Origin of the sequence: Streptomyces misionensis (assembly GCF_007896895.1) — a bacterium.
GTDB classification, from domain to species: domain Bacteria; phylum Actinomycetota; class Actinomycetes; order Streptomycetales; family Streptomycetaceae; genus Streptomyces; species Streptomyces misionensis_A.
In genome coordinates, this window is record NZ_VOGW01000199.1 from 197,423 (window position 1) to 218,201 (window position 20,779).

Genomic DNA, 20,779 nt, shown 5'->3' on the forward strand with positions numbered 1-20,779 from the left:
CCCCCTCCCCTCCCGAAAGGCCACCACGTGCATGGAGAGTTACGAACCCGACCGCCTGACAGCGGTCGAACTGGCCGCCGTACGCCGTAGTTTCCGCAGTGGCAGGGCCGCGCTGACCCGCCGTTCGCTGCTGCGCGCCTCCGCCGGGGGCGCGCTCGCGATCGGTGGACTCGGGACCCTGAGCGCCTGCGGCATCCCCGCCGCCGCCAAGAACCAGGGCGGCGTGTCCGCCGACGACCACTCGGCCGACGAGAAGGTCGTCAACTTCTCCAACTGGCCCGAGTACATCGACGTGGACGACAAGGGCAAGAGCCACCCCACGCTCGACGCGTTCGCCAAGCGGTCCGGCATCCGGGTCAAGTACACCGAGGACATCAACGACAACGACGAGTTCTTCGGCAAGATCCAGCCGGAGCTGGCCGCCGGCCAGGACACCGGCCGCGACCTCATCGTGCTCACCGACTGGCTCGCCGCCCGCATGATCCGGCTCGGCTACGTCCAGAAACTCGACGCGGCCCATCTGCCGCACGCCTTCGCCAACCTGTCGGACCAGTTCCGCGACCCCGACTGGGACCCCGGCCGCGCCTACTCCTACCCCTGGCAGGGCATCTCCACCGTCGTCGCCTTCAACAAGAAGGCCCTCGGCGGCATCGAGGTGAAGTCGGTTTCCGACCTGCTCGACAACCCCAGGCTCAAGGGCCGCGTCGGCATGCTGACCGAGATGCGCGACACCATCGGCATGGTGCTGCTCGACATGGGCAAGGACCCGGCCAAGTTCACCGACGACGACTACGACGCGGCCATCGCGCGCGTCCAGAAGGCCGTCGACAAGGGCCAGATCCGCCGCTTCACCGGCAACGACTACACCTCCGACCTCGCCAAGGGCGACATCGCCGCCTGCGTCGCCTGGGGCGGGGACATCGTCCAGCTCCAGGCGGACAACCCGGACGTCGGCTACGTCATCCCGGACAGCGGCTACATGACGTCGACCGACAACCTGATGGTCCCGAACAAGGCACGCCACAAGACGAACGCCGAACGGCTCATCGACTACTACTACGAGCCCGAGCCCGCCGCCGCACTCGCCGCCTACGTCAACTACGTGAGCCCCGTCGCGGGAGTGGTTCCCTATCTCTCCAGAATCGACAAGTCGGCCGCGAGCAATCCGCTGATCGTGCCCGACAAGGCGATGCAGGCGAAGTCCCATGCCTTCCGCGCCCTGACGCAGAAGGAAGAGACCGCCTACCAGCAGAAGTTCTCGAAGCTCACAGGGGCGTGACGACCACGATGACGACAGACAACAGCGGCGACGTCCGCCTCTCCGGCATAGGCAAGACCTACGGCGCCTTCACCGCGGTGCACCCGCTGGACCTGACCGTGCCCCAGGGCTCCTTCTTCGCCCTGCTCGGCGCGTCCGGCTGCGGCAAGACCACCACCCTGCGCATGATCGCGGGCCTGGAGCAGCCGACCAGCGGCACCGTGCGCCTCGGCGACCAGGACGTCACCCACCTGCCGCCGTACAAACGGCCGGTCAACACGGTCTTCCAGTCCTACGCGCTCTTCCCGCACCTCGACATCTTCGAGAACGTCGCCTTCGGGCTGCGCAGGCGCGGCATCAAGAGCGTCAAGAAGCAGGTGGAGGAGATGCTGGAGCTGGTCCAGCTCGGCGAGCAGGCGCGCAAGAAGCCGCACCAGCTCTCCGGCGGCCAGCAGCAGCGTGTCGCCGTGGCCCGCGCGCTGATCAACCACCCCAAGGTGCTGCTGCTCGACGAGCCGCTCGGCGCCCTCGACCTGAAGCTGCGCCGCCAGATGCAGCTGGAGCTCAAGCGCATCCAGACCGAGGTCGGCATCACCTTCATCCATGTCACGCACGACCAGGAGGAGGCCATGACCATGGCCGACACGGTCGCGGTGATGAACGGCGGCCGGGTCGAGCAACTGGGCGCGCCCACCGACCTGTACGAGAACCCGAAGACCACCTTCGTCGCCAACTTCCTCGGCACCTCCAACCTGATCGAGGCCGAGGTCGACACCAAGGATGGCGCGGACGTCGTGGTCAAGGCCGGCGGCGACAAGCTGGTGCTGCCCGCCGCGCGGTGCAGCGCGCCCGCCCCGGCCGGCGGCAAGGTGCTGGTCGGCATCCGCCCCGAGAAGATCGCGCTCGCCCACGCCGACGACGCGGGCGCCGTCCCGCAGGGCCGCAACCGCCTCACCGGGAAGATCGCCGACGCCAGCTTCATCGGCGTCTCCACCCAGTACGTCATCGACAGCCCGGCCTGCGCCGGACTCTCGGTCTACGTCCAGAACGTCGAGCGGGACGCCCGGCTGGTCCCCGGCGCGGACGTCGTCCTGCACTGGAGCCCGGCGCACACCTTCGGCCTCGACGCGGCCCAGGCCATCGACGCGGGCACCGGGGAAGAGGTCGCCGCCTGATGTCGACGCTCACCGAGGCGCCCCCGCCGCTCGCGCCCGCCGAACCGGCGGCCGAGGCCCCCCGCAAGCGCGGCCGGTTCACGCCGTACTGGCTGCTGCTGCCCGGCATCCTGTGGCTGATCGTCTTCTTCGCGCTGCCCCTGGTCTACCAGGCCTCCACGTCCGTGCAGACGGGCTCCCTGGAGGAGGGCTACAAGGTCACCTGGCACTTCGCGACCTACTGGGACGCCCTGTCCGAGTACTGGCCGCAGTTCCTGCGCTCCCTGTGCTACGCGGCCGGCGCCACCGTGCTGTGCCTGCTGCTCGGCTACCCGCTGGCCTATCTGATCGCGTTCCGCGCCGGCCGCTGGCGCAACCTGATCATGATCCTGGTGATCGCGCCGTTCTTCACCAGCTTCCTGATCCGCACCCTGGCCTGGAAGACGATCCTCGCGGACAACGGCCCGATCGTGCACGCGCTGAACTCGCTGCACGTCCTGGACCTCACCAACTGGCTCGGCTGGACGGCCGGCGACCGGGTGCTGGCCACCCCGCTCGCGGTGGTGTGCGGACTGACGTACAACTTCCTGCCGTTCATGATCCTGCCGCTGTACACCTCGCTGGAGCGGATCGACGGGCGGCTGCACGAGGCGGCCGGCGATCTGTACGCCAAGCCGTGGACCACCTTCCGCAAGGTGACCTTCCCGCTGTCGATGCCGGGCGTGGTCTCCGGCACGCTGCTCACGTTCATCCCGGCGGCCGGCGACTATGTCAACTCCGAACTCCTCGGCTCCACCGACACGCGCATGATCGGCAATGTGATCCAGACGCAGTTCCTGCGCATCCTGGACTACCCGACGGCCGCGGCCCTCTCCTTCATCCTCATGGCCGCGATCCTGGCCATGGTGACGATCTACATCCGCCGGTCCGGGACGGAGGACCTGGTCTAAATGCCCGTCGTCAACTGGCTCAAGCGCCATCTCGTCGTCATCGCGGGTCTGTTCACCCTCGCCTATCTGCTGCTGCCGAACGTCATCGTCACGGTGTTCTCCTTCAACAAACCGAAGGGGCGCTTCAATTACCAGTGGCAGCGGTTCTCGCTGGACGCCTGGAAAAAGCCGTGCGGCGTCGCCGACATGTGCGGCTCGCTGTCCATCAGCCTCCAGATCGCCGTCTGGGCGACGCTCGGCGCCACCGTCCTCGGCACGATGATCGCCTTCGCGCTGGTCCGCTACCGCTTCCGCGCCCGCGGCGCCATCAACTCGCTGATCTTCCTGCCGATGGCGATGCCCGAGGTCGTCATGGCCGCCTCGCTGCTCACCCTCTTCCTCAACCTCGGTGCTCAGCTGGGGTTCTGGACGATCCTGATCGCGCACATCATGTTCTGCCTCAGCTTCGTCGTCACCGCGGTCAAGGCGCGTGTGATGTCGATGGACCCGCGCCTGGAGGAGGCCGCCCGGGACCTGTACGCCGGGCCCGTGCAGACCTTCCTGCGGGTCACCCTGCCGATCGCGGCACCCGGAATCGCCGCGGGCGCGCTGCTGTCCTTCGCGCTGTCCTTCGACGATTTCATCATCACCAATTTCAACGCGGGTTCGACCGTCACCTTCCCCATGTTCGTGTGGGGCTCGGCGCAGCGCGGAACGCCCGTGCAGATCAATGTGATCGGCACGGCCATGTTCCTCCTCGCGGTGCTGTTCGTCCTGGTATCGATGCTGATCACCAACCGCCGTAACCATCAGAAGGCGTAAGCCGAAAAGCGCAAAGCCCTGTAGGGAGTTGAAATCATGGCCCCAAGCGCCATGAGTCGTGGCAAAGACAACTGGATCGCCTCTCTCTCGGAAGCCCAGCCGGTCCCGTACTGGCTGGAAGACCCTGGAAAGCCGCAGCCCGAGCCGGCCCTGACCGGCCCCGAGACCTGCGACCTGCTGGTCGTCGGCGGCGGGTACAGCGGACTGTGGACCGCGCTGTGCGCCAAGGAGCGCGACCCGGGGCGGGACGTGGTCCTGCTGGAAGGCCGCGAGGTGGGCTGGGCCGCCTCCGGCCGCAATGGCGGCTTCTGCGCCGCCTCCCTCACCCACGGCCTGCCCAACGGGCTGACCCGCTGGCCCGACGAGATCCACAAGCTGGAGGAGCTGGGCCGGCGCAACCTCGACGAGATCGAGGCGGCCGTGGCCCGCCACGGCATCGACTGCGATTTCGAGCGCACCGGCGAGATCGACGTGGCCACCGAGACCTACCAGGCCCGGGAGCTGCGCGACTGGCACCAGGAACTCGGGGAGCGGGGCCTCGCGGACGGGATCGACTTCCTGGACGCCGACGCCGTGCGCGCCGAGGTGAACTCGCCGACCTTCCAGGCCGGTCTGTGGGACCGCCGGGGCGTGGCCATGCTGCACCCGGCGAAGCTCGCCTGGGGCCTGAAGCGGGCCTGCCTCCGGCTCGGGGTACGGGTGTACGAGCACACCCCCGCCCTCACCCTGAAGCAGTACGGCGCCGGGATGGCCGTCCGCACCCCCTACGGCGCCGTACGGGCCCGCAAGGTGGCGCTCGGCACCAACATCTTCCCCAGCCTGCTGCGGCGCGTGCGCTCGTACACCGTCCCGGTCTACGACTACGCGCTGATGACCGAGCCGCTGACCCCCGAACAGCTGTCGGCCGTCGGCTGGCGGGGCAGACAGGGGCTGGGGGACAGCGCCAACCAGTTCCACTACTTCCGGCTGTCCGCGGACAACCGCATCCTGTGGGGCGGTTACGACGCCGTCCACCACTACGGCGGCCGGGTGCGGGCGGAGTACGACGACCGCCCGGAGACGTACGCCAAGCTCGCGGGGCACTTCTTCACTTGCTTCCCGCAGCTGGAGGGCGTGCGCTTCACCCACGCCTGGGGCGGCGCGATCGACACCTGCTCCCGCTTCTCGGCGTTCTTCGGCACCGCCCACCAGGACAAGGTGGCGTACGCCGCGGGCTACACCGGCCTCGGCGTCGGCGCGACCCGCTTCGGCGCGAACGTGATGCTGGACCTGCTGGACGGCGAGCGCACCGAGCGCACCGAGCTGGAGATGGTGCGCAAGCGGCCGCTGCCGTTCCCGCCGGAGCCGTTCGCCTGGACCGGCATCGCCCTCACCAAGTGGTCCCTGGCCCGCGCGGACGCCCACGGCGGCCGCCGGAACCTGTGGCTGCGCACCATGGACCGGCTGGGGCTGGGCTTCGACAGCTAGCTGTTCTGTCCGGGGAGGTTGTGGACAGGTGAGCCAGGTCTCGGCTGAGAGATCTTGAACGGGTGAGGGCCTTCCGGGTTTGGTGTGGATTGCGACGTCTACACCAACCAGAAAGGCCCTCGTGGTCCACCGTAATGCACCCCTGACCGAGACCGGCCGCCTGCGTCTGGCGCGATGCGTGGTCGAGGACGGCTGGCCGCTTCGGCGGGCCGGCGAACGCTTCCAGGTCTCGCCCACCACGGCCCAGCGGTGGGCCGACCGTTACCGCCGGCTCGGCGAGGCGGGCATGGCCGACCGCTCGAGCCGGCCCCACCACAGCCCTGGCCGCACTCCGACCCGCACCGAGCGACGGGTCATCAAGGTCCGCCTGGCGCGCAGGTGGGGGCCGGCCCGCATCGCGCACTTTCTGCACCTGGTGCCTTCGACCGTGCACCGTGTCCTGACCCGCTACGGCCTGGCCCGCCTGACCCATCTCGACCGGGCCACGGGCCACGTCGTGCGCCGCTACGAACGCGAGCGGCCCGGCGAACTGGTGCATGTGGACATCAAGAAGCTGGGCAACATCCCCGACGGCGGCGGGCACAAGGTCCACGGCAGGGCCCAGGGCGGCCGCAACAGCTCCGCGCACCGCGACCCCGCCCGGCCCCGCACCGCCGGCGGCCGTCCCAACCTCGGCTACAGCTACCTGCACACCGCCGTCGACGACCACTCCCGCCTGGCCTACAGCGAGATCCATGCGGACGAGAAGAAGGAGACCGCCACCGGCTTCTGGCAGCGGGCCCACGCCTTCTTCACCCATGCCGGGATCACCGTCGAACGGGTGCTGACCGACAACGGCTCCTGCTACCGCTCACACGACTGGCGCGATGCCCTGGCAGCAGCCGGGATCGTCCACAAGCGAACCCGGCCCTACCGACCCCAGACGAACGGCAAGGTCGAACGCTTCAACCGCACCCTGCTGGACGAGTGGGCCTACGCCCGCCCCTACCGGTCAGAAACCGAGCGCCGCGAAGCGTTCCCGCAGTGGCTGCACACATACAATCACCACCGCGGACACACCGCACTGAAAGGGCAACCACCCGCCAGCCGCGTCCCCAACCTCACGGGTCAGTACAGCTAGCCTGGAGTTGTTCGGGCGGCCGTTCGGGCCAGGGAGTCCTCCTGGCGGCGATCTTGTGGCCGAGTGGGCGCGGGGCACGCGTCCGCCCTCCGATTTACGCGTGGGTTCCCGGGTTCCATGAGTCCATGAGGTCGAGGCGCCGCACAGGGCCGGCGCGCACATCACAGACCTTCCGCTCCGTCGGCCGGGCGCGTGAACCAGGCGGGAGTACGGAGATGGCTTGGAATATCACCGGTACGTACCTCGAGAGCTGCAACTGCGAGACCGTGTGCCCGTGCACCACATCGGGCCTGACCGCGCCCGCCGACAACGAGCGCTGCCAGGTGACCCTCGCGTTCCACGTCGCGCGGGGTGAGGTCGGTGGTGTGGACGTGGCGGACCGCAGCGTCGTCGTCTTCGCCGACGCGCCCCGCGTGATGGCCGACGGCGGCTGGCAGGTCGTGCTGTACATCGACGCTTCGGCCGACGACGGCCAGGCGGACGCGCTGGGCAAGGTCTTCTCCGGCCAGGTGGGCGGGCCGATGGTGGCGCTCGTCCCGCTCATCGGCGAGGTGCCCGGCGTCGAACGCGCGTCCATCGACTTCCACGACGACGGTCGCCGCCACGCGGTGCGGGTGGCGGACGCCATCGACATCGAGGTCGAGGACCAGGTCGCTCCCCAGTTCGGTGCGGACGGTCCCGTGATGGGGCTGACCGGCATGTTCCACCCGGCGAGCAGCACGCTGACGATCGCCCGGTCGACGCGGGCCCTCGGCAAGGACGTACACGGCCGCTCGTGGGACTTCACCGGCCGCAACGCGCACTCGGCGCCCTTCTCGTGGTCGGCGTGACCCGGACGGCGATCACCGTCCGCCACGGTGCGGGCCACCCGGGGGCGGTGCTGCTCACGGCGGCCGTGGCCTGGGCATGGGTGGTGCTGCGCCGGGAACTGGACGCACGTGCGCGTCAGGCGGGCGTGCCGGGAGACGTCGGCATAGTGCTTGCCGACCGGCTGGGTTGCCTGGACCGTCCCGCGTTCGCGGGTTTCTTCGACACCTCGGCCGGGGCGCGGCCCTTCACCCTGCGGTCGCTCGACCACCCGCTGCGAGTGAGGATCGACCTGCCGGAGCGTGCCCATCCCGAAGCCGCTCAATTGCTGGGCCGGTTGGTGCTCGCCCAATTCATGGCCGGCATGGCCACCCGGGCGGACCGCTCACTGTTCGCCTGCCTCGTCCTGGACGACGCGACACACGCGATCACCTCCGGGTCCGTGCGCGCCCTGCGCCGGCTTCGGGACAGTCACGCCGGAGTGGTGCTGAGCCTGCGATCCCTGGCCGATGTGCCGGAACACCTGCGGCAGCCGCTGATCGCGGCGGTCGGCTGCCATGCCGCCTTCTCGGGGATCACCACCTGGGAGGGTGCGCTGTTCGCCCAGGCGTGGGGCACGGAATGGGTGGAGACGACCGAGGTCGCCAAGCACACCGTGTTCGCGAACCAGCCGTTGACCCGGCTGATCCACGCCGTCCGGAAACTGGGCACCGGCAAGCCGGTCACCACGGACGCCGTCACCGTCCGCCAAGTCGAACGCGAGCGTTGGTCCGCGTCCGAGTTGGCGCACGGGGTGCCGGCCGGGCACGCGGTGTTGTCGTTGAGCAGCGTGCGGGGGGAGCACGCGCCGCCGTTGCTGGTGGATCTGCGGGGCTGAGGGCCAGCGGGCGATCGTACGGTGAGGCAGAATCGGCCTAGGCCGTTCATACGCGGCGGCCAAGACACTCCGCCACCACCGTGAAGGCCCCATGCCCCCGACCCTCGCCTCGCTCGTCCACCACTCGGCGCTGAAGCTGACCGTGCGCGCCGGCGAGGACCGCCTCGACGTGCCCGTGCGCTGGGCGCACGTCAGCGAGCTGGCCGACCCCGTGCCGTACATGGAGGGCGGCGAGCTGCTGCTGATCACCGCGCTGAAGCTGGACGCGGAGGACCCCGAGGCCATGCGGCGCTACGTGCGGCGGCTGGCCGGGGCGGGCGTGGTCGGGCTGGGGTTCGCCGTCGGGGTCAACTACGAGGAGATCCCCGAGGCACTCGTCGACGCCTGCGCCCAGGAGCCGCTGCCGCTCCTGGAGGTACCCCGCCGTACCCCCTTCCTCGCCATCAGCAAGGCCGTCTCCGCCGCCATCGCCGCCGACCAGTACCGCGCGGTCACCGCGGGCTTCGCCGCCCAGCGCGAGCTGACCAAGCAGGCCCTGAACTCCGGCCCCGAGGGCCTGCTCGCCGCGCTCGCCGCGCAGGTTGACGGATGGGCGGCGCTGTACGACGCCTCGGGCACCGTCGTCGCCGCCGCCCCCGAGTGGGCCGGCCGCCGCGCCGCCCGGCTCACCGGAGAGGTGGAACGGCTCCGGGAACGGCCCGCCCCCGCCTCCTCCGTCGTCGGCGGCCCCGAGCACGAGGACCGGGTCGAACTCCACTCCCTGGGCACCGGCCGCCGCCCGCGCGCCGCGCTCGCCGTGGGCACCGCCGCCGCCCCGGGCACCGCCGAGCGCTACGCCGTGCACTCCGCCATCGCCCTGCTCACCCTCACCACCGAGCGCTCCCGCTCCCTGCACGCCGCCGAACAGCGCATCGGCACCGCCGTACTGCGCATGCTGCTCGCCGGGGAGCCCGACCACGCCCGCGCCGTCGCCGGGGACCTGTACGGCGGGCTGCTGGACGCGCCGTTCCGGATGATCGTCGCCGAGTCGGTGCCCGGGCCGCGCGGCACGGCGGGTGGGGGCGACCGGCTCGGCGCCCTCGCGGAGACCGTGGAGGCGGCCGCCGCGCGCTCCGGCGAGGCGGTCCTCGTGGTGCCCGAGGGCGAGCGGCTGGTGGCGCTGGCCGCGGACGGCGGCGCCGCGGCGACCGCCTGCACCGCCTGGGCGGCGGAGCTGGAGGCGGTCCGCGCGCTGCCCGAGCGCGCCGCCGCCGACGAGGACGACGTCGTCGTCGGCCTGTCCGCGCCGACCGGCCCGATCGCCGCCGCGGCCGCCTACAAGCAGGCCGAACAGTCGCTGTCGGTCGCCCGGCGCCGGGGCCGGGTCCTGGTGGAGCACGAACAGCTGGCCGCCGGCTCGGTGCTGCCGCTGCTCGCCGACGACGCGGTGAAGGCGTTCGCCGACGGACTGCTGCGCGCGCTGCACGAGCACGACGCCACCGGCCGCGGGGACCTGGTCGCCTCGCTGCGCGCCTGGCTGTCCCGGCACGGGCAGTGGGACGCGGCGGCCGCCGACCTGGGCGTGCACCGGCACACGCTGCGCTACCGGATGCGCCGGGTCGAGGAGATCCTGGGGCGTTCGCTGGACGACCCCGACGTCCGCATGGAGCTGTGGCTCGCCCTGAAGGCCACTTCCGGCGAGTAGTAGTCCAATCAGTAGTGCCGGGGCCGCCCACTGCTACGGCACGGACAAGCGACCCCCGGCCCCCGCCGCCCTACCGTGGAGCACGAAAGCCAAGGACGCCCCCAAACGCGGAAAGGCCGGGAATCGCACATGACTTCCACCCACGCCTTCTGGCTCGCCGGCCGCCGGGTCACCGGCGACGACACCTTCGACGTCACCTCGTCGTGGGACGGCCGGCTCGTCGGCACCGTCAGCGTGCCGACCGACGCCCAGGTCGAGGAGGCCGTGGCCGCCGCGTACGCCGTACGGGACGAGTTCGCGGCGACCCCGGCCCACGTGCGCGCCGCCGCCCTCGACCACGTGGCCAGGCGCCTGGTCGAGCGCACCGAGGAGATCGGCCTGCTGATCTCCGCCGAGAACGGCAAGCCCATCAAGTGGGCCCGCGGCGAGGTCGGCCGCGCCGCCTCCGTGTTCCGCTTCGCCGCGGAGGAGGCCCGCCGGTTCAACGGCGGCGACGCCCAGCGGCTCGACACCGACGCCGGCGGACAGGGCCGCCTCGCCCTCACCCGGCGCTTCCCCCGGGGCGTCGTGCTCGGCATCGCGCCGTTCAACTTCCCGCTGAACCTGTGCGCCCACAAGGTCGCCCCGGCGATCGCGGCCGGCGCCCCGATCATCCTCAAGCCGGCCCCGGCCACCCCGCTGTCCGGCCTGGTCATCGGCGAACTGCTGGCCGAGACCGACCTGCCGGCCGGCTCCTGGTCGATCCTCCCGGTCCCCAACGACAAGATGCCCGCCCTCGTCCAGGACGAGCGGCTGCCGGTCATCTCCTTCACGGGCTCCGAGAAGGTCGGCTACGCGATCATGGACTCGGTGCCGCGCAAGCACTGCACGCTGGAACTGGGCGGCAACGGCGCGGCCGTGGTCCTCGGCGACTACGCCTCCGACGCCGACCTGGACTGGGCCGCGAACCGCATCGCGACCTTCTCCAACTACCAGGGCGGCCAGTCCTGCATCTCCGTGCAGCGTGTGATCGCCGACGCCGCCGTCTACGACCGGCTGCTGCCGCGCGTCGTGGCCGCCGTCGAGGCCCAGGTCACCGGCGACCCGAACGACGACAAGACCGACGTCGGCCCGCTGGTCAGCGAGGACGCCGCCAAGCGCGTGGAGTCCTGGGTGGCGGAGGCCGTCGAGGCCGGCGCCACGCTGCTCACCGGTGGCGTCCGCGACGGCGCCTCGTACGCGCCGACTGTGCTCACCGACCTGCCGGCGGACGTCACCCTCGCCCACGAGGAGGTCTTCGGACCGGTCCTGTCCGTGCAGAAGGTGGACGGCGAGGCCGAGGCGTTCGCCGCGGTCAACGACTCCAAGTACGGCCTCCAGGCGGGCGTGTTCACCCACGACCTCCAGGCCGCCTTCCGCGCCCACCGCGCCCTCGAGGTCGGCGGCGTGATCATCGGCGACGTCCCCTCCTACCGCGCCGACCAGATGCCGTACGGCGGTGCCAAGCAGTCCGGCGTCGGCCGCGAGGGCGTCCGCTCCGCGATGGAGGACTACACCTACGAGCGCGTCCTGGTCCTCACCGGCCTCGCGCTCTGACCCACCGAGGACGGTCCTGTCCGGCGGAGCCGATCCGCGACGGCGGGACCCCCCGAGATCCGGCCTGCCACGGACAGGCCGGAACGGAACGGCCGCAGCCCACTGTGCGGGGGCTGCGGCCGTTTCCGTCCGCGGGGGCCGACCGGCTCACCGGTGCAGCGGCCGGGTGAAGCCGTGGAGCAGGTCGAGAAGGCGTGCGCGGAGTTCGTCGGCGGTCGGCCGGAGCGCGCCCGCGCCCGCCAGGTGATCGAAGACGAGGCCGTCGAGGAACGCCACGAACACCGGCGCCTGGGACGGCGGATCGGACGCGCCCGCGGCGGTGAGCAGCTCTTGCGCCACGGCCCGGTGGGCCCTGCCCGCGGTGGCGAGGACGGCGTGCAGTTCGGGCCGCCGCGTGGCCTCCAGGGACAGTTCGTAGCGCGCCAGCATGCGTTCGCGGCCGGTGGTGACCAGGTGCTGGACGAGGTCGGCGACGGCCGCGGCGATCCGGGCGGGGTCCGCCGGCTCGGTGATGGCCGGACGGTCGGCCACATCGGCGAGGTCGATCTCGGCCAGCCGGTCGACCGCCGCCCGCAGCAGCGCCTGCCGGGTCGGGAAGTAGTACGAGCACGTCCCCGCGGGCACCCCCGCGGTCTCTTCGACGGCGCGATGGGTCAGTCCGCGCATCCCCGCCCGGGCCAGCGTGCTGATCGCCGCGTCGGCCAGGCGCAGCCGCCGTGTCGTGGGTTCTGCCACCGTGTCCCTCCCTGCCTGCACCCCCGCACTCTACAGATGTAGCATTCACGGCGACCGACTACTACAGATGTAGAGGGGGCGTACGGTGAGCGGAGGAACGGCGCGCCCGGGCGGGAGCCCGGGCAGCGCGATCGTGGCCGGAGCGGGGATCGGCGGTCTGGCCGCGGCCGTCGCACTGTCCCGGCGCGGATGGCAGGTGGAGGTCCTGGAGCGGTCCGCCGGCTCCGGCGAGGCCGGTTCGGGGCTCTCGGTGTGGCCCAACGGGGTCCGCGCGCTGGAGGCACTGGGCCTGGGCGAGCAGGTCCGCGCACGCGCCCTCGTGGAGACCCGGGCCGGCATCCGGGACAGGACGGGCCGCTGGCTGTCCCGCACGGACACCGAGGAACTGGGGCGCCGCCACGGACCGCTGGTGACGATCCACCGCGCGGACCTGTTCGCCGTCCTGCGCGCGGCCCTCCCCGCCACGGCCCTGCGCGCCGACACCCGGGTCGACGCCGTCACGGACCACGGCTCGTACGTGGAGGTCCGGCACAGCCGGGGTGTCTCGCGCGCCGATCTGCTGGTGGGAGCCGACGGCATCCACAGCACCGTACGACGATCGCTCTGGCCGCAGGCCCCCTCGCCCCGCTACGCCGGATACACGGCGTGGCGGATGATCGTCGACGCCGGCCGGCCGCTGCGTGTGGGCGGGGAGACCTGGGGGCGCGGCGAACGCATCGGCATCGCCCCCCCTCGCCGACGGCCGCGTCTACCTCTTCGGCGTCGCCGACGCCCCCGAGGGACAGCGCAGTCCCGACGGCGAACTGGCCGAGGTGAGGCGGCGCTTCGGCGGCTGGCACGACCCGGTACCGCGACTTCTGGCCGCCGCCTCCGAGGACGCGGTGATGCGCCACGACATCTACGAACTGCCCCCGCTGGACACCTTCGTCCGCGGCAGGTGCGTGCTGCTCGGCGATGCCGCGCACGCCATGACACCCAACCTCGGCCAGGGCGCCAACCAGGCCCTGGAGGACGCCGTCACCCTGGCCGCGCTGCTGGCCGCGCACCCCGACACGGACTGCGCACTGGCCCGCTACGACCGCGAACGCCGTCCCCGTACCCGGATGATCGCCCGGCGCTCCCACCGGATCGGGGCCGTGGCGCAGTGGAGCGGCGCCCCGGCCCGCCTGGTACGCGACTGGCTGCTCCGCCTGACCCCCTCCTCGGCCGTGCTGAGCGCGCTCGACCCGGTCCTCGGCTGGCGGCCGCCGCACCCGGAGTGAGTCCCGGGGCGCGGAGGCGACGGAAACCGTCGCAGGACGGTTTCCGCGGCCGTGCGCGCCACCAGGGTGGCCGTCCGTCGGCCGGACGGCGGCGGACGACCGACGAAACGGGGGAGCCGTGCCGGATGCGGACGACAGCGCCGCGCCGCCCGTCGGCCCGCGGGCGACGCACCGGATCGACATCGGCGAAAGCGCGACCGGACCTGTGATCGCGGGCGTCCACAACGTGGTCGTGGACGCACAGCACGGCTCGCGGGTGACGGCGCTGATGGGCCCCGAGCGCCCCCGCCCCCGGCCGCGCGTCGCGGCGCTGCCCCGGGGCCTGCCGGAGCCGGTGGGCCGGGAGGGCGAGACGCGGGCGCCGGCGGCGGCCGTCCGGGCGGGCGGACCGGTGCGGCTGTGGGGGCCCCTCGCGCGGCCCGCGGGGTGCGACGAGTACGAGGCCGCCCAGCAGTACGACGGCACGCAGGCGACGGCGCCGGTCACCAACCCCGGCGCCGAACAGGCGTGGTCCGCGGGCGAGAGCACGCTCGCTCAGGACCTGGCCGCGGCGGCCGGCGTGGCGACCGACCCGGCGGTCAGGTCCGCGATCCAGGCGGAGTCCTCCGACCACGCCGCGCTCTCCACCGCGATCACCGACGGCGACCAGGCGGGTGTCGACCGGTACGTGAACGAGCTCCGCGACGACAGGACCGCCGTGCTCGACGCCTGCTTCACGTGAACGGCACAACCGACCCGAACGGCCCCGCCGTCCCCGCGAGGGGTGGCGGGGCCGTCCCTTTTCGGGTACCAACGACCCAGTAGCACTGGTTGGTAACGAGTGGTCCCGGTCGTCCCCTTCGCGGCGAGGTGAGCCTGCATGTCCGCACCTACCACGCACCGCAACACCGTCACCGAGCGTGAGGCCCGTCAGGTCGCGGAGGCCGCGCGGGAACGGGACTGGCGCAAGCCCAGTTTCGCCAAGGAGCTGTTCCTCGGGCGCTTCCGGCTGGACCTCGTTCACCCGCACCCGCTGCCCACCGAGGAGTCCGTGCGGCGCGGCGAGGAGTTCCTGGCCAAGCTGCGCGCCTTCTGCGAGACGGAGATCGACTCCGCCCGCATCGAGCGGGAGGCCCGCATACCCGACGAGGTCGTGGCGGGCCTGAAGGAACTCGGCGCGCTCGGCATGAAGATCGACCAGCGGTACGGCGGTCTCGGCCTCACCCAGCTCTACTACAACAAGGCGCTCGCCCTGGTCGGCTCGGTGAGCCCGGCGGTGGGCGCGCTGCTCTCCGCGCACCAGTCGATCGGCGTGCCCCAGCCGCTGAAGATGTTCGGTACCCAGGAGCAGAAGGACGCCTTCCTGCCGCGCTGCGCCCGCACCGACATCTCCGCCTTCCTGCTCACCGAGCCGGACGTCGGCTCCGACCCGGCACGCCTCGCCACCACGGCCGTACCGGACGGGGACGAGTACGTCCTGGACGGTGTGAAGCTGTGGACCACCAACGGGGTCGTCGCCGATCTGCTGGTCGTCATGGCGCGGGTGCCGAAGTCCGAGGGGCACCCGGGCGGCATCACCGCGTTCGTGGTGGAGGCGGCGTCCGAGGGGATCACCGTCGAGCACCGCAACGCCTTCATGGGGCTGCGCGGCATCGAGAACGGCGTCACCCGCTTCCACCGGGTGCGGGTCCCGGCCGCCCACCGCGTCGGGCCCGAGGGCGCGGGCCTGAAGATCGCGCTCACCACCCTCAACACCGGCCGCCTCTCCCTGCCCGCGCTGTGCGCCGGCGCCGGCAAATGGTGTCTGAAAATCGCCCGTGAGTGGTCGGCGGAGCGGGTGCAGTGGGGCAAGCCGGTCGCACGGCACGAGGCCGTCGGCGCCAAGATCAGCTTCATCGCGGCCACCACCTTCGCGCTGGAGGCGGTGCTGGACCTGTCCTCCCAGATGGCCGACGAGGACCGCAACGACATCCGTATCGAGGCCGCCCTCGCCAAGCTCTACGGCTCCGAGATGGCCTGGAGGATGGCCGACGAGCTGGTCCAGATCCGGGGCGGGCGCGGCTACGAGACGGCCGAGTCGCTCAGGGCGCGCGGCGAGCGGGCCGTGCCGGCCGAGCAGATGCTGCGCGACCTGCGCATCAACCGCATCTTCGAGGGCTCCACGGAGATCATGCGCCTGCTGATCGCGCGCGAGGCGGTGGACGCCCACCTCTCGGTCGCCGGGGATCTCATCGACCCGGCCACGTCCCTGCCCGACAAGGCGAGGGCGGGAGCGCACGCGGGCGCCTTCTACGCCAAGTGGCTGCCGAAGCTGGTCGCGGGTCCGGGGCAACTGCCCACGTCGTACGGCGAGTTCCGGCACGGCGTCGATCTGTCCCGCCATCTGCGCTACGTCGAGCGCGCCGCCCGCAGGCTGGCCCGCTCCACCTTCTACGGCATGTCCCGCTGGCAGGGCCGGATGGAGACCAAGCAGGGCTTCCTCGGGCGGATCGTGGACATCGGCGCGGAGCTGTTCGCGATGAGCGCGGCCTGCGTGCGGGCCGAGCGGCTGCGCACCCGGGACGAACACGGCCGCGAGGCCTACCAGCTGGCCGACGCCTTCTGCCGCCAGGCCCGCATCCGCGTCGAGGAGCTGTTCGGCAGGCTGTGGACCAACACCGACGACCTCGACCGCAAGGTGGTCAAGGGCGTCCTCGGCGGCGCCTACACCTGGCTGGAGGAGGGCATCGTGGACCCGTCCGAGGACGGCCCGTGGATCGCCGACGCGACCCCCGGACCGTCCACCGCCGACAACGCCCGGTGGCCGTACGGCGATTAGTGGGACTCCGGGGACTTGACCGGGCCCCGGGGCCGGTGGAACGCGCCGGAGCGGGCCCGGGCGGTCAGCAGTACTTGTCGCTCGGGTCCCGCGTCGTCCAGGAGCACGAGGAGACCTTGGCGCCGCTCGCCTTCGTCAGCGTGGCGGTGTCCTTGTCGTTGTTCCAGACGTAGGCGTGGCGGCCCTGGTACTTGTCCGACGTGGTGTCCTTGCCGGTGCCGGTGTGGATCTTCATGTACTTCCCGGCGCCGATCTTGACGTTCGGGAACACGTACGTGTGGTTCGAGGCGTCCTTGAGCACCCAGCCCTTGAGCGAGACCGCCGAGCCGCCGGTGTTCCTGATCTGCACCCACTCGGCGTTCAGGCTCGTGTTCGAGCGGTTGTCCGGGCCCGGGCTGTCGAACCAGACGTGGTGGATCCGCACGCCTCCCGCGGCCTCGGCCGGGGTGCTGAGCAGGGTGCCGGCGAGCAGGGCCGCACCGGCGAGGGCGGGCAGGGCGGCGCGCAGCCGTATGGTCCGCATGGAGATATCCCCCCAGGATGTCGTCCGCGAGAAATGCAGAAGGTCGGTGGCGCGAAAGCGCAGACCAAAGTGCTATCACATGACTTTCACGTCTACTTCACATTCGGACACACCGCTCCGGGGGACACCCTGTCCTGACCGCCACCGCTTGCGGCCACAATGGGGGGATGACCGACAGCCCCGCCCATCCGGCACCCCTCGCCGACCCCCACCTCGTCTACGACCCCCTCGCGGGCGACGGCCCCAAGGACGTGGTGGTCCTCGGCTCCACCGGATCCATCGGCACCCAGGCCATCGACCTCGTGCTGCGCCATCCGGACCGCTTCCGCGTCACCGCGCTGTCCGCCAACGGCGGCCGGATCTCCCTCCTGGCCGAGCAGGCGCGCAGGCTGCGGGTGCGCACCGTCGCGGTCGCCCGCGAGGACGCCGTACCGGCGCTGCGCGAGGCGCTCGCCGCGGAGTACGGCCCCGGCGAGCCGCTGCCCGAGATCCTCGCCGGGCTGGAGGCGGCCACCCAGGTCGCCGCCTCCGACTGCCACACCGTGCTGAACGGCATCACCGGTTCCATCGGCCTCGCGCCCACCCTCGCCGCCCTGGAGGCGGGCCACACCCTCGCGCTCGCCAACAAGGAGTCGCTGATCGTCGGCGGTCCGTTGGTCAAGGCGCTGGCCAAGCCCGGGCAGATCATCCCCGTCGACTCCGAGCACGCCGCCCTCTTCCAGGCCCTCGCCTGCGGCACCCGGGCCGATGTGCGCAAGCTGGTCGTCACCGCCTCCGGCGGCCCCTTCCGCGGCCGCACCAAGGCGGACCTGGCCGACGTCACCGTGCAGGACGCCCTCGCGCACCCCACCTGGGCGATGGGCCCGGTGATCACCGTCAACTCCGCGACCCTGGTCAACAAGGGCCTGGAGGTCATCGAGGCGCATCTGCTGTACGACATCCCCTTCGAACGCATCGAGGTGGTCGTGCACCCGCAGTCGTACGTCCACTCGATGGTCGAGTTCACCGACGGCTCCACACTCGCCCAGGCCACGCCGCCGGACATGCGGGGGCCCATCGCCATCGGGCTCGGCTGGCCCGAACGCGTGCCGGACGCCGCGCCCGCCTTCGACTGGAGCAAGGCCTCCACCTGGGAGTTCTTCCCGCTGGACAACGAGGCCTTCCCCTCGGTGAACCTCGCCCGTCACGTCGGACAGCTCGCGGGGACGGCGCCGGCGGTGTTCAATGCCGCCAACGAGGAGTGCGTCGGGGCGTTCCTGAACGGCGCGCTGCCCTTCAACGGGATCATGGAGACCGTCACCCGGGTCGTCGAGGAACACGGCACCCCGGACACGGGAACTTCGCTCACGGTGTCGGACGTCCTCGAAGCGGAGACCTGGGCGCGTGCCCGGGCCCGTGAGATCACAGCCACGACGGCGACCGCGGAGGCGCGTGCATGACGACCTTGATGTTCATCCTCGGCATAGTGGTCTTCGCGCTCGGCCTGCTCGTCTCGATCGCGTGGCACGAGCTGGGGCACCTGTCCACGGCCAAGCTCTTCGGCATCCGCGTGCCGCAGTACATGGTCGGCTTCGGCCCGACCGTCTGGTCGCGCAGGAAGGGCGACACCGAGTACGGCATCAAGGCCATCCCGCTGGGCGGCTACATCCGCATGATCGGCATGTTCCCGCCGGACAACGCCGGCCGGATCTCCGCCCGCTCCACCTCGCCGTGGCGCGGGATGATCGAGGACGCCCGCTCGGCGGCCTACGAGGAGCTCCAGCCCGGTGACGAGACCCGCATGTTCTACACCCGCAAGCCGTGGAAGCGGGTCATCGTCATGTTCGCGGGCCCGTTCATGAACCTGGTCCTCGCGGTCGGCCTGTTCTTCACGGTCCTGATGGGCTTCGGCATCCAGCAGCAGACCACCACCGTCTCCTCCGTCTCGCCCTGCGTCATCGCGCAGAGCGAGAACCGCGACACCTGCAAGAAGTCCGACCCGGCCTCCCCGGCCGCGGCCGCCGGCATCCAGAAGCGCGACAAGATCGTCTCCTTCGCCGGCACGCCCACCAAGGACTGGAACACCCTCTCCGACCTGATCCGCGACAGCGCCGGCAAGAACGTGCCGATCGTCGTGGAGCGCGACGGCAGGCAGCTCACCCTGCACGCCAGGATCGCCACCAACCTGGTCGCCCAGAAGGACTCCAGCGGCACCTACGTCCAGGGCAAGTACGTCAAGGCCGGGTTCCTCGGCTTCAGCTCCGCCACCGGTGTGACGAAGCTGGGCTTCGGCGACTCCGTGACCTGGATGACCGACCGCGTCGGCGACGCCGTCGACTCCCTGGCCGCGCTGCCCGGCAAGATCCCGGCCCTGTGGAACGCCGCCTTCGGCGACGGCCCGCGCCAGGCCGACTCCCCGGTCGGCATCGTCGGCGCGGCCCGCATCACCGGCGACATTGCCACCCTGCACATCCCCGCCTCCCAGCAGGTGGCGATGTTCGTGATGCTGCTCGCCGGCTTCAACCTCTCGCTGTTCCTGTTCAACATGCTCCCGCTGCTCCCGCTGGACGGCGGCCACATCGCCGGCGCCCTGTGGGAGGCCCTGCGGCGCAACCTGGCCCGGGTGCTGCGCCGCCCGGACCCCGGCCCGTTCGACGTGGCCAAGCTGATGCCGGTGGCGTACGTGGTGGCCGGGATCTTCGTCTGCTTCACCGTCCTGGTGCTGATCGCGGACGTCGTCAACCCGGTGAAGATCTCCTAGGGCCTCTCGTCTGGATCAGGCCGGACCCCGCTCCCTGATCCGGCCTGATCCAAACGGAAGACCCTGGTGCTGCGACCGGAAAGGTTCACCGGCTCGCGACGCCCGGCACGGCACCTCGCCGCGTTGTCGCATCACCCGAGTACATCCGGTACGCGGGTGATGCTCCGCCTTGCGATGCACCGCACCGGACGCCGCGAGCTTCCCGGCAAACCTTTCCGGCCACAGCACTAATAGGACTCCGTTAGGTGTGTTTGCGGCTTGTGTCCGGTCTGGGGCACGGTGTGGGTATGGATATGCGGCAAGTGGAGGACGTGCGGGCGGAGTTAGCCCGGTTTGTGGCGGACGTCTTCGCGTCCGTGCCTCGCCGGGACCAGCGCGCCAAGGGTGACTGTTACCTGCGGGGGCTGATGCTGGACGGCCGGCGCAAGTCGATCGCTGCTATGGCAGGCCGGTTGCCGGACAGCGATGAGCAGAATCTGCAGCAGTTCGTGAACCAGTCGCCGTGGGATCCGCAGCCGGTACGGCAGCGGATCGCTGAGCGGATGGTGCCACTGATCGGCCCCGATGCCTGGGTGATCGACGACGTGTCCTTTCCCAAGGACGGCCGGATGTCGGTGGGAGTGGCACATCAGTACTGCGGCGCTTTGGGCAAGCAGGCGAACTGCCAGGTTGCGGTGAGCGTGCACGCCGTCACCGATGCCGCGTCCGCCCCCCTGGGCTGGCGGCTGTTCCTGCCCAAGGACTGGGAGCAGGACTCAGAGCGGCGCCGGGCGGCCGGGGTCCCGGAGGGGGTGGGGCACCGCGAGAAGTGGCGCCTGGCCCTGGACATGCTCGATGAGCTGGCCGGATGGGGGCTGACGCCTCCACTGGTGGTGGCTGATGCCGGATACGGGCAGAACGCTGACTTCAGGGCTGCGGTGGCCGACCGGGGCATCCCCTTCGTGGTCGGTGTCCGCGCCGACCTGGCGGTTCAACCGCTGGACGCCCAGCCCACCGTGCCTGCCTGGTCGGGGAACGGCCGTCGGCCCC

General features: G+C 71.5%; 17 protein-coding genes and 2 pseudogenes. 17 read left to right on the forward strand and 2 right to left on the reverse strand.

The window, feature by feature from the left end; translation table 11 throughout:
- The first annotated feature begins 31 nt into the window (after positions 1-31).
- From FRZ03_RS37530 to FRZ03_RS37575, 10 genes and pseudogenes are all read left to right on the forward strand, one after another.
- Complete coding sequence (locus FRZ03_RS37530; protein WP_146469591.1) at positions 32-1,279, forward strand: polyamine ABC transporter substrate-binding protein; 1,248 nt, start codon at positions 32-34, stop codon at positions 1,277-1,279.
- A gap of 8 nt (positions 1,280-1,287) precedes the next feature.
- Positions 1,288-2,433 (forward strand): ABC transporter ATP-binding protein, encoded by a 1,146-nt coding sequence (locus tag FRZ03_RS37535; RefSeq protein WP_146469593.1) that lies wholly within the window; start codon positions 1,288-1,290, stop codon positions 2,431-2,433.
- Positions 2,433-3,362 carry an ABC transporter permease gene (locus FRZ03_RS37540; RefSeq protein WP_146469595.1) on the forward strand — a complete coding sequence of 310 codons (930 nt, stop codon included), beginning with the start codon at positions 2,433-2,435 and terminating at the stop codon, positions 3,360-3,362. Before FRZ03_RS37535 ends, FRZ03_RS37540 begins: the two co-directional genes overlap by 1 nt.
- Complete coding sequence (locus tag FRZ03_RS37545) at positions 3,363-4,163, forward strand: ABC transporter permease (RefSeq protein ID WP_146469596.1); 801 nt, start codon at positions 3,363-3,365, stop codon at positions 4,161-4,163.
- A gap of 36 nt (positions 4,164-4,199) precedes the next feature.
- On the forward strand, positions 4,200-5,630 hold the full coding sequence (locus tag FRZ03_RS37550; RefSeq protein WP_146469598.1) for an NAD(P)/FAD-dependent oxidoreductase: 1,431 nt from the start codon (positions 4,200-4,202) through the stop codon (positions 5,628-5,630).
- 121 nt (positions 5,631-5,751) lie between these two features.
- Complete coding sequence (locus tag FRZ03_RS37555; protein ID WP_146467370.1) at positions 5,752-6,750, forward strand: IS481 family transposase; 999 nt, start codon at positions 5,752-5,754, stop codon at positions 6,748-6,750.
- A gap of 215 nt (positions 6,751-6,965) precedes the next feature.
- The gene (locus FRZ03_RS37560; protein ID WP_146463021.1) at positions 6,966-7,580 is read left to right on the forward strand and encodes a DUF1326 domain-containing protein; all 615 of its coding nucleotides are present in this window, start codon (positions 6,966-6,968) and stop codon (positions 7,578-7,580) included.
- Between the two features lie 89 nt (positions 7,581-7,669).
- Positions 7,670-8,434: pseudogene (locus tag FRZ03_RS37565) on the forward strand (ATP/GTP-binding protein); the annotation flags it as partial.
- Between the two features lie 91 nt (positions 8,435-8,525).
- Positions 8,526-10,118: a PucR family transcriptional regulator gene (locus tag FRZ03_RS37570; protein WP_146469599.1), complete on the forward strand. Its 1,593-nt coding sequence runs from the start codon at positions 8,526-8,528 to the stop codon at positions 10,116-10,118.
- Between the two features lie 129 nt (positions 10,119-10,247).
- Positions 10,248-11,693, forward strand: coding sequence for an aldehyde dehydrogenase family protein (locus FRZ03_RS37575; RefSeq protein WP_146469601.1), 1,446 nt, complete (start codon positions 10,248-10,250; stop codon positions 11,691-11,693).
- Between the two features lie 147 nt (positions 11,694-11,840).
- Here FRZ03_RS37575 and FRZ03_RS37580 read toward each other — a convergent pair whose 3' ends face one another.
- Positions 11,841-12,428, reverse strand: coding sequence for a TetR/AcrR family transcriptional regulator (locus tag FRZ03_RS37580; RefSeq protein ID WP_261399497.1), 588 nt, complete (start codon positions 12,426-12,428; stop codon positions 11,841-11,843).
- A gap of 133 nt (positions 12,429-12,561) precedes the next feature.
- Between FRZ03_RS37580 and FRZ03_RS40895 the strand changes: the two are divergent.
- The 4 genes and pseudogenes from FRZ03_RS40895 to FRZ03_RS37595 all read left to right on the forward strand — a co-directional run.
- A pseudogene (locus FRZ03_RS40895) lies at positions 12,562-12,975 on the forward strand (FAD-dependent monooxygenase); the annotation flags it as partial.
- Between the two features lie 133 nt (positions 12,976-13,108).
- Positions 13,109-13,690: an FAD-dependent monooxygenase gene (locus tag FRZ03_RS40900; protein WP_261399498.1), complete on the forward strand. Its 582-nt coding sequence runs from the start codon at positions 13,109-13,111 to the stop codon at positions 13,688-13,690.
- A gap of 118 nt (positions 13,691-13,808) precedes the next feature.
- A complete protein-coding gene (locus FRZ03_RS37590) occupies positions 13,809-14,411 on the forward strand; it encodes a hypothetical protein (RefSeq protein ID WP_146469603.1) in 603 nt (200 codons plus the stop codon).
- Positions 14,412-14,549: 138 nt separating this feature from the next.
- Positions 14,550-16,487, forward strand: a complete 1,938-nt coding sequence (locus tag FRZ03_RS37595) for an acyl-CoA dehydrogenase family protein (protein ID WP_146469605.1) — start codon at positions 14,550-14,552, stop codon at positions 16,485-16,487.
- Between the two features lie 64 nt (positions 16,488-16,551).
- Here FRZ03_RS37595 and FRZ03_RS37600 read toward each other — a convergent pair whose 3' ends face one another.
- The gene (locus tag FRZ03_RS37600; protein ID WP_146469607.1) at positions 16,552-17,010 is read right to left on the reverse strand and encodes a lamin tail domain-containing protein; all 459 of its coding nucleotides are present in this window, start codon (positions 17,008-17,010) and stop codon (positions 16,552-16,554) included.
- Positions 17,011-17,177: 167 nt separating this feature from the next.
- Here FRZ03_RS37600 and dxr point away from each other — a divergent pair, with 167 nt between their 5' ends.
- From dxr to FRZ03_RS37615, 3 genes are all read left to right on the forward strand, one after another.
- A complete protein-coding gene (gene dxr / locus FRZ03_RS37605; protein ID WP_146469608.1) occupies positions 17,178-18,449 on the forward strand; it encodes a 1-deoxy-D-xylulose-5-phosphate reductoisomerase in 1,272 nt (423 codons plus the stop codon).
- Entirely contained in the window at positions 18,446-19,750 is a 1,305-nt protein-coding gene (locus FRZ03_RS37610) for a M50 family metallopeptidase (RefSeq protein WP_146469610.1), read from the forward strand. Before dxr ends, FRZ03_RS37610 begins: the two co-directional genes overlap by 4 nt.
- A gap of 287 nt (positions 19,751-20,037) precedes the next feature.
- On the forward strand, positions 20,038-20,779 hold a 742-nt coding region (locus tag FRZ03_RS37615; protein ID WP_146469612.1), incomplete at its 3' end, for an IS701 family transposase.

Coding starts and splice junctions, on each gene's coding strand:
- FRZ03_RS37530 (WP_146469591.1), top strand. CDS start 32: ATGGAGAGTTACGAACCCGACCGCCTGACAGCGGTCGAACTGGCCGCC.
- FRZ03_RS37610 (WP_146469610.1), top strand. CDS start 18,446: ATGACGACCTTGATGTTCATCCTCGGCATAGTGGTCTTCGCGCTCGGC.
- FRZ03_RS37535 (WP_146469593.1), top strand. CDS start 1,288: ATGACGACAGACAACAGCGGCGACGTCCGCCTCTCCGGCATAGGCAAG.
- FRZ03_RS37550 (WP_146469598.1), top strand. CDS start 4,200: ATGGCCCCAAGCGCCATGAGTCGTGGCAAAGACAACTGGATCGCCTCT.
- FRZ03_RS37545 (WP_146469596.1), top strand. CDS start 3,363: ATGCCCGTCGTCAACTGGCTCAAGCGCCATCTCGTCGTCATCGCGGGT.
- FRZ03_RS37560 (WP_146463021.1), top strand. CDS start 6,966: ATGGCTTGGAATATCACCGGTACGTACCTCGAGAGCTGCAACTGCGAG.
- dxr (WP_146469608.1), top strand. CDS start 17,178: ATGACCGACAGCCCCGCCCATCCGGCACCCCTCGCCGACCCCCACCTC.
- FRZ03_RS37595 (WP_146469605.1), top strand. CDS start 14,550: ATGTCCGCACCTACCACGCACCGCAACACCGTCACCGAGCGTGAGGCC.
- FRZ03_RS37575 (WP_146469601.1), top strand. CDS start 10,248: ATGACTTCCACCCACGCCTTCTGGCTCGCCGGCCGCCGGGTCACCGGC.
- FRZ03_RS37600 (WP_146469607.1), bottom strand. CDS start 17,010: ATGCGGACCATACGGCTGCGCGCCGCCCTGCCCGCCCTCGCCGGTGCG.
- FRZ03_RS37570 (WP_146469599.1), top strand. CDS start 8,526: ATGCCCCCGACCCTCGCCTCGCTCGTCCACCACTCGGCGCTGAAGCTG.
- FRZ03_RS37540 (WP_146469595.1), top strand. CDS start 2,433: ATGTCGACGCTCACCGAGGCGCCCCCGCCGCTCGCGCCCGCCGAACCG.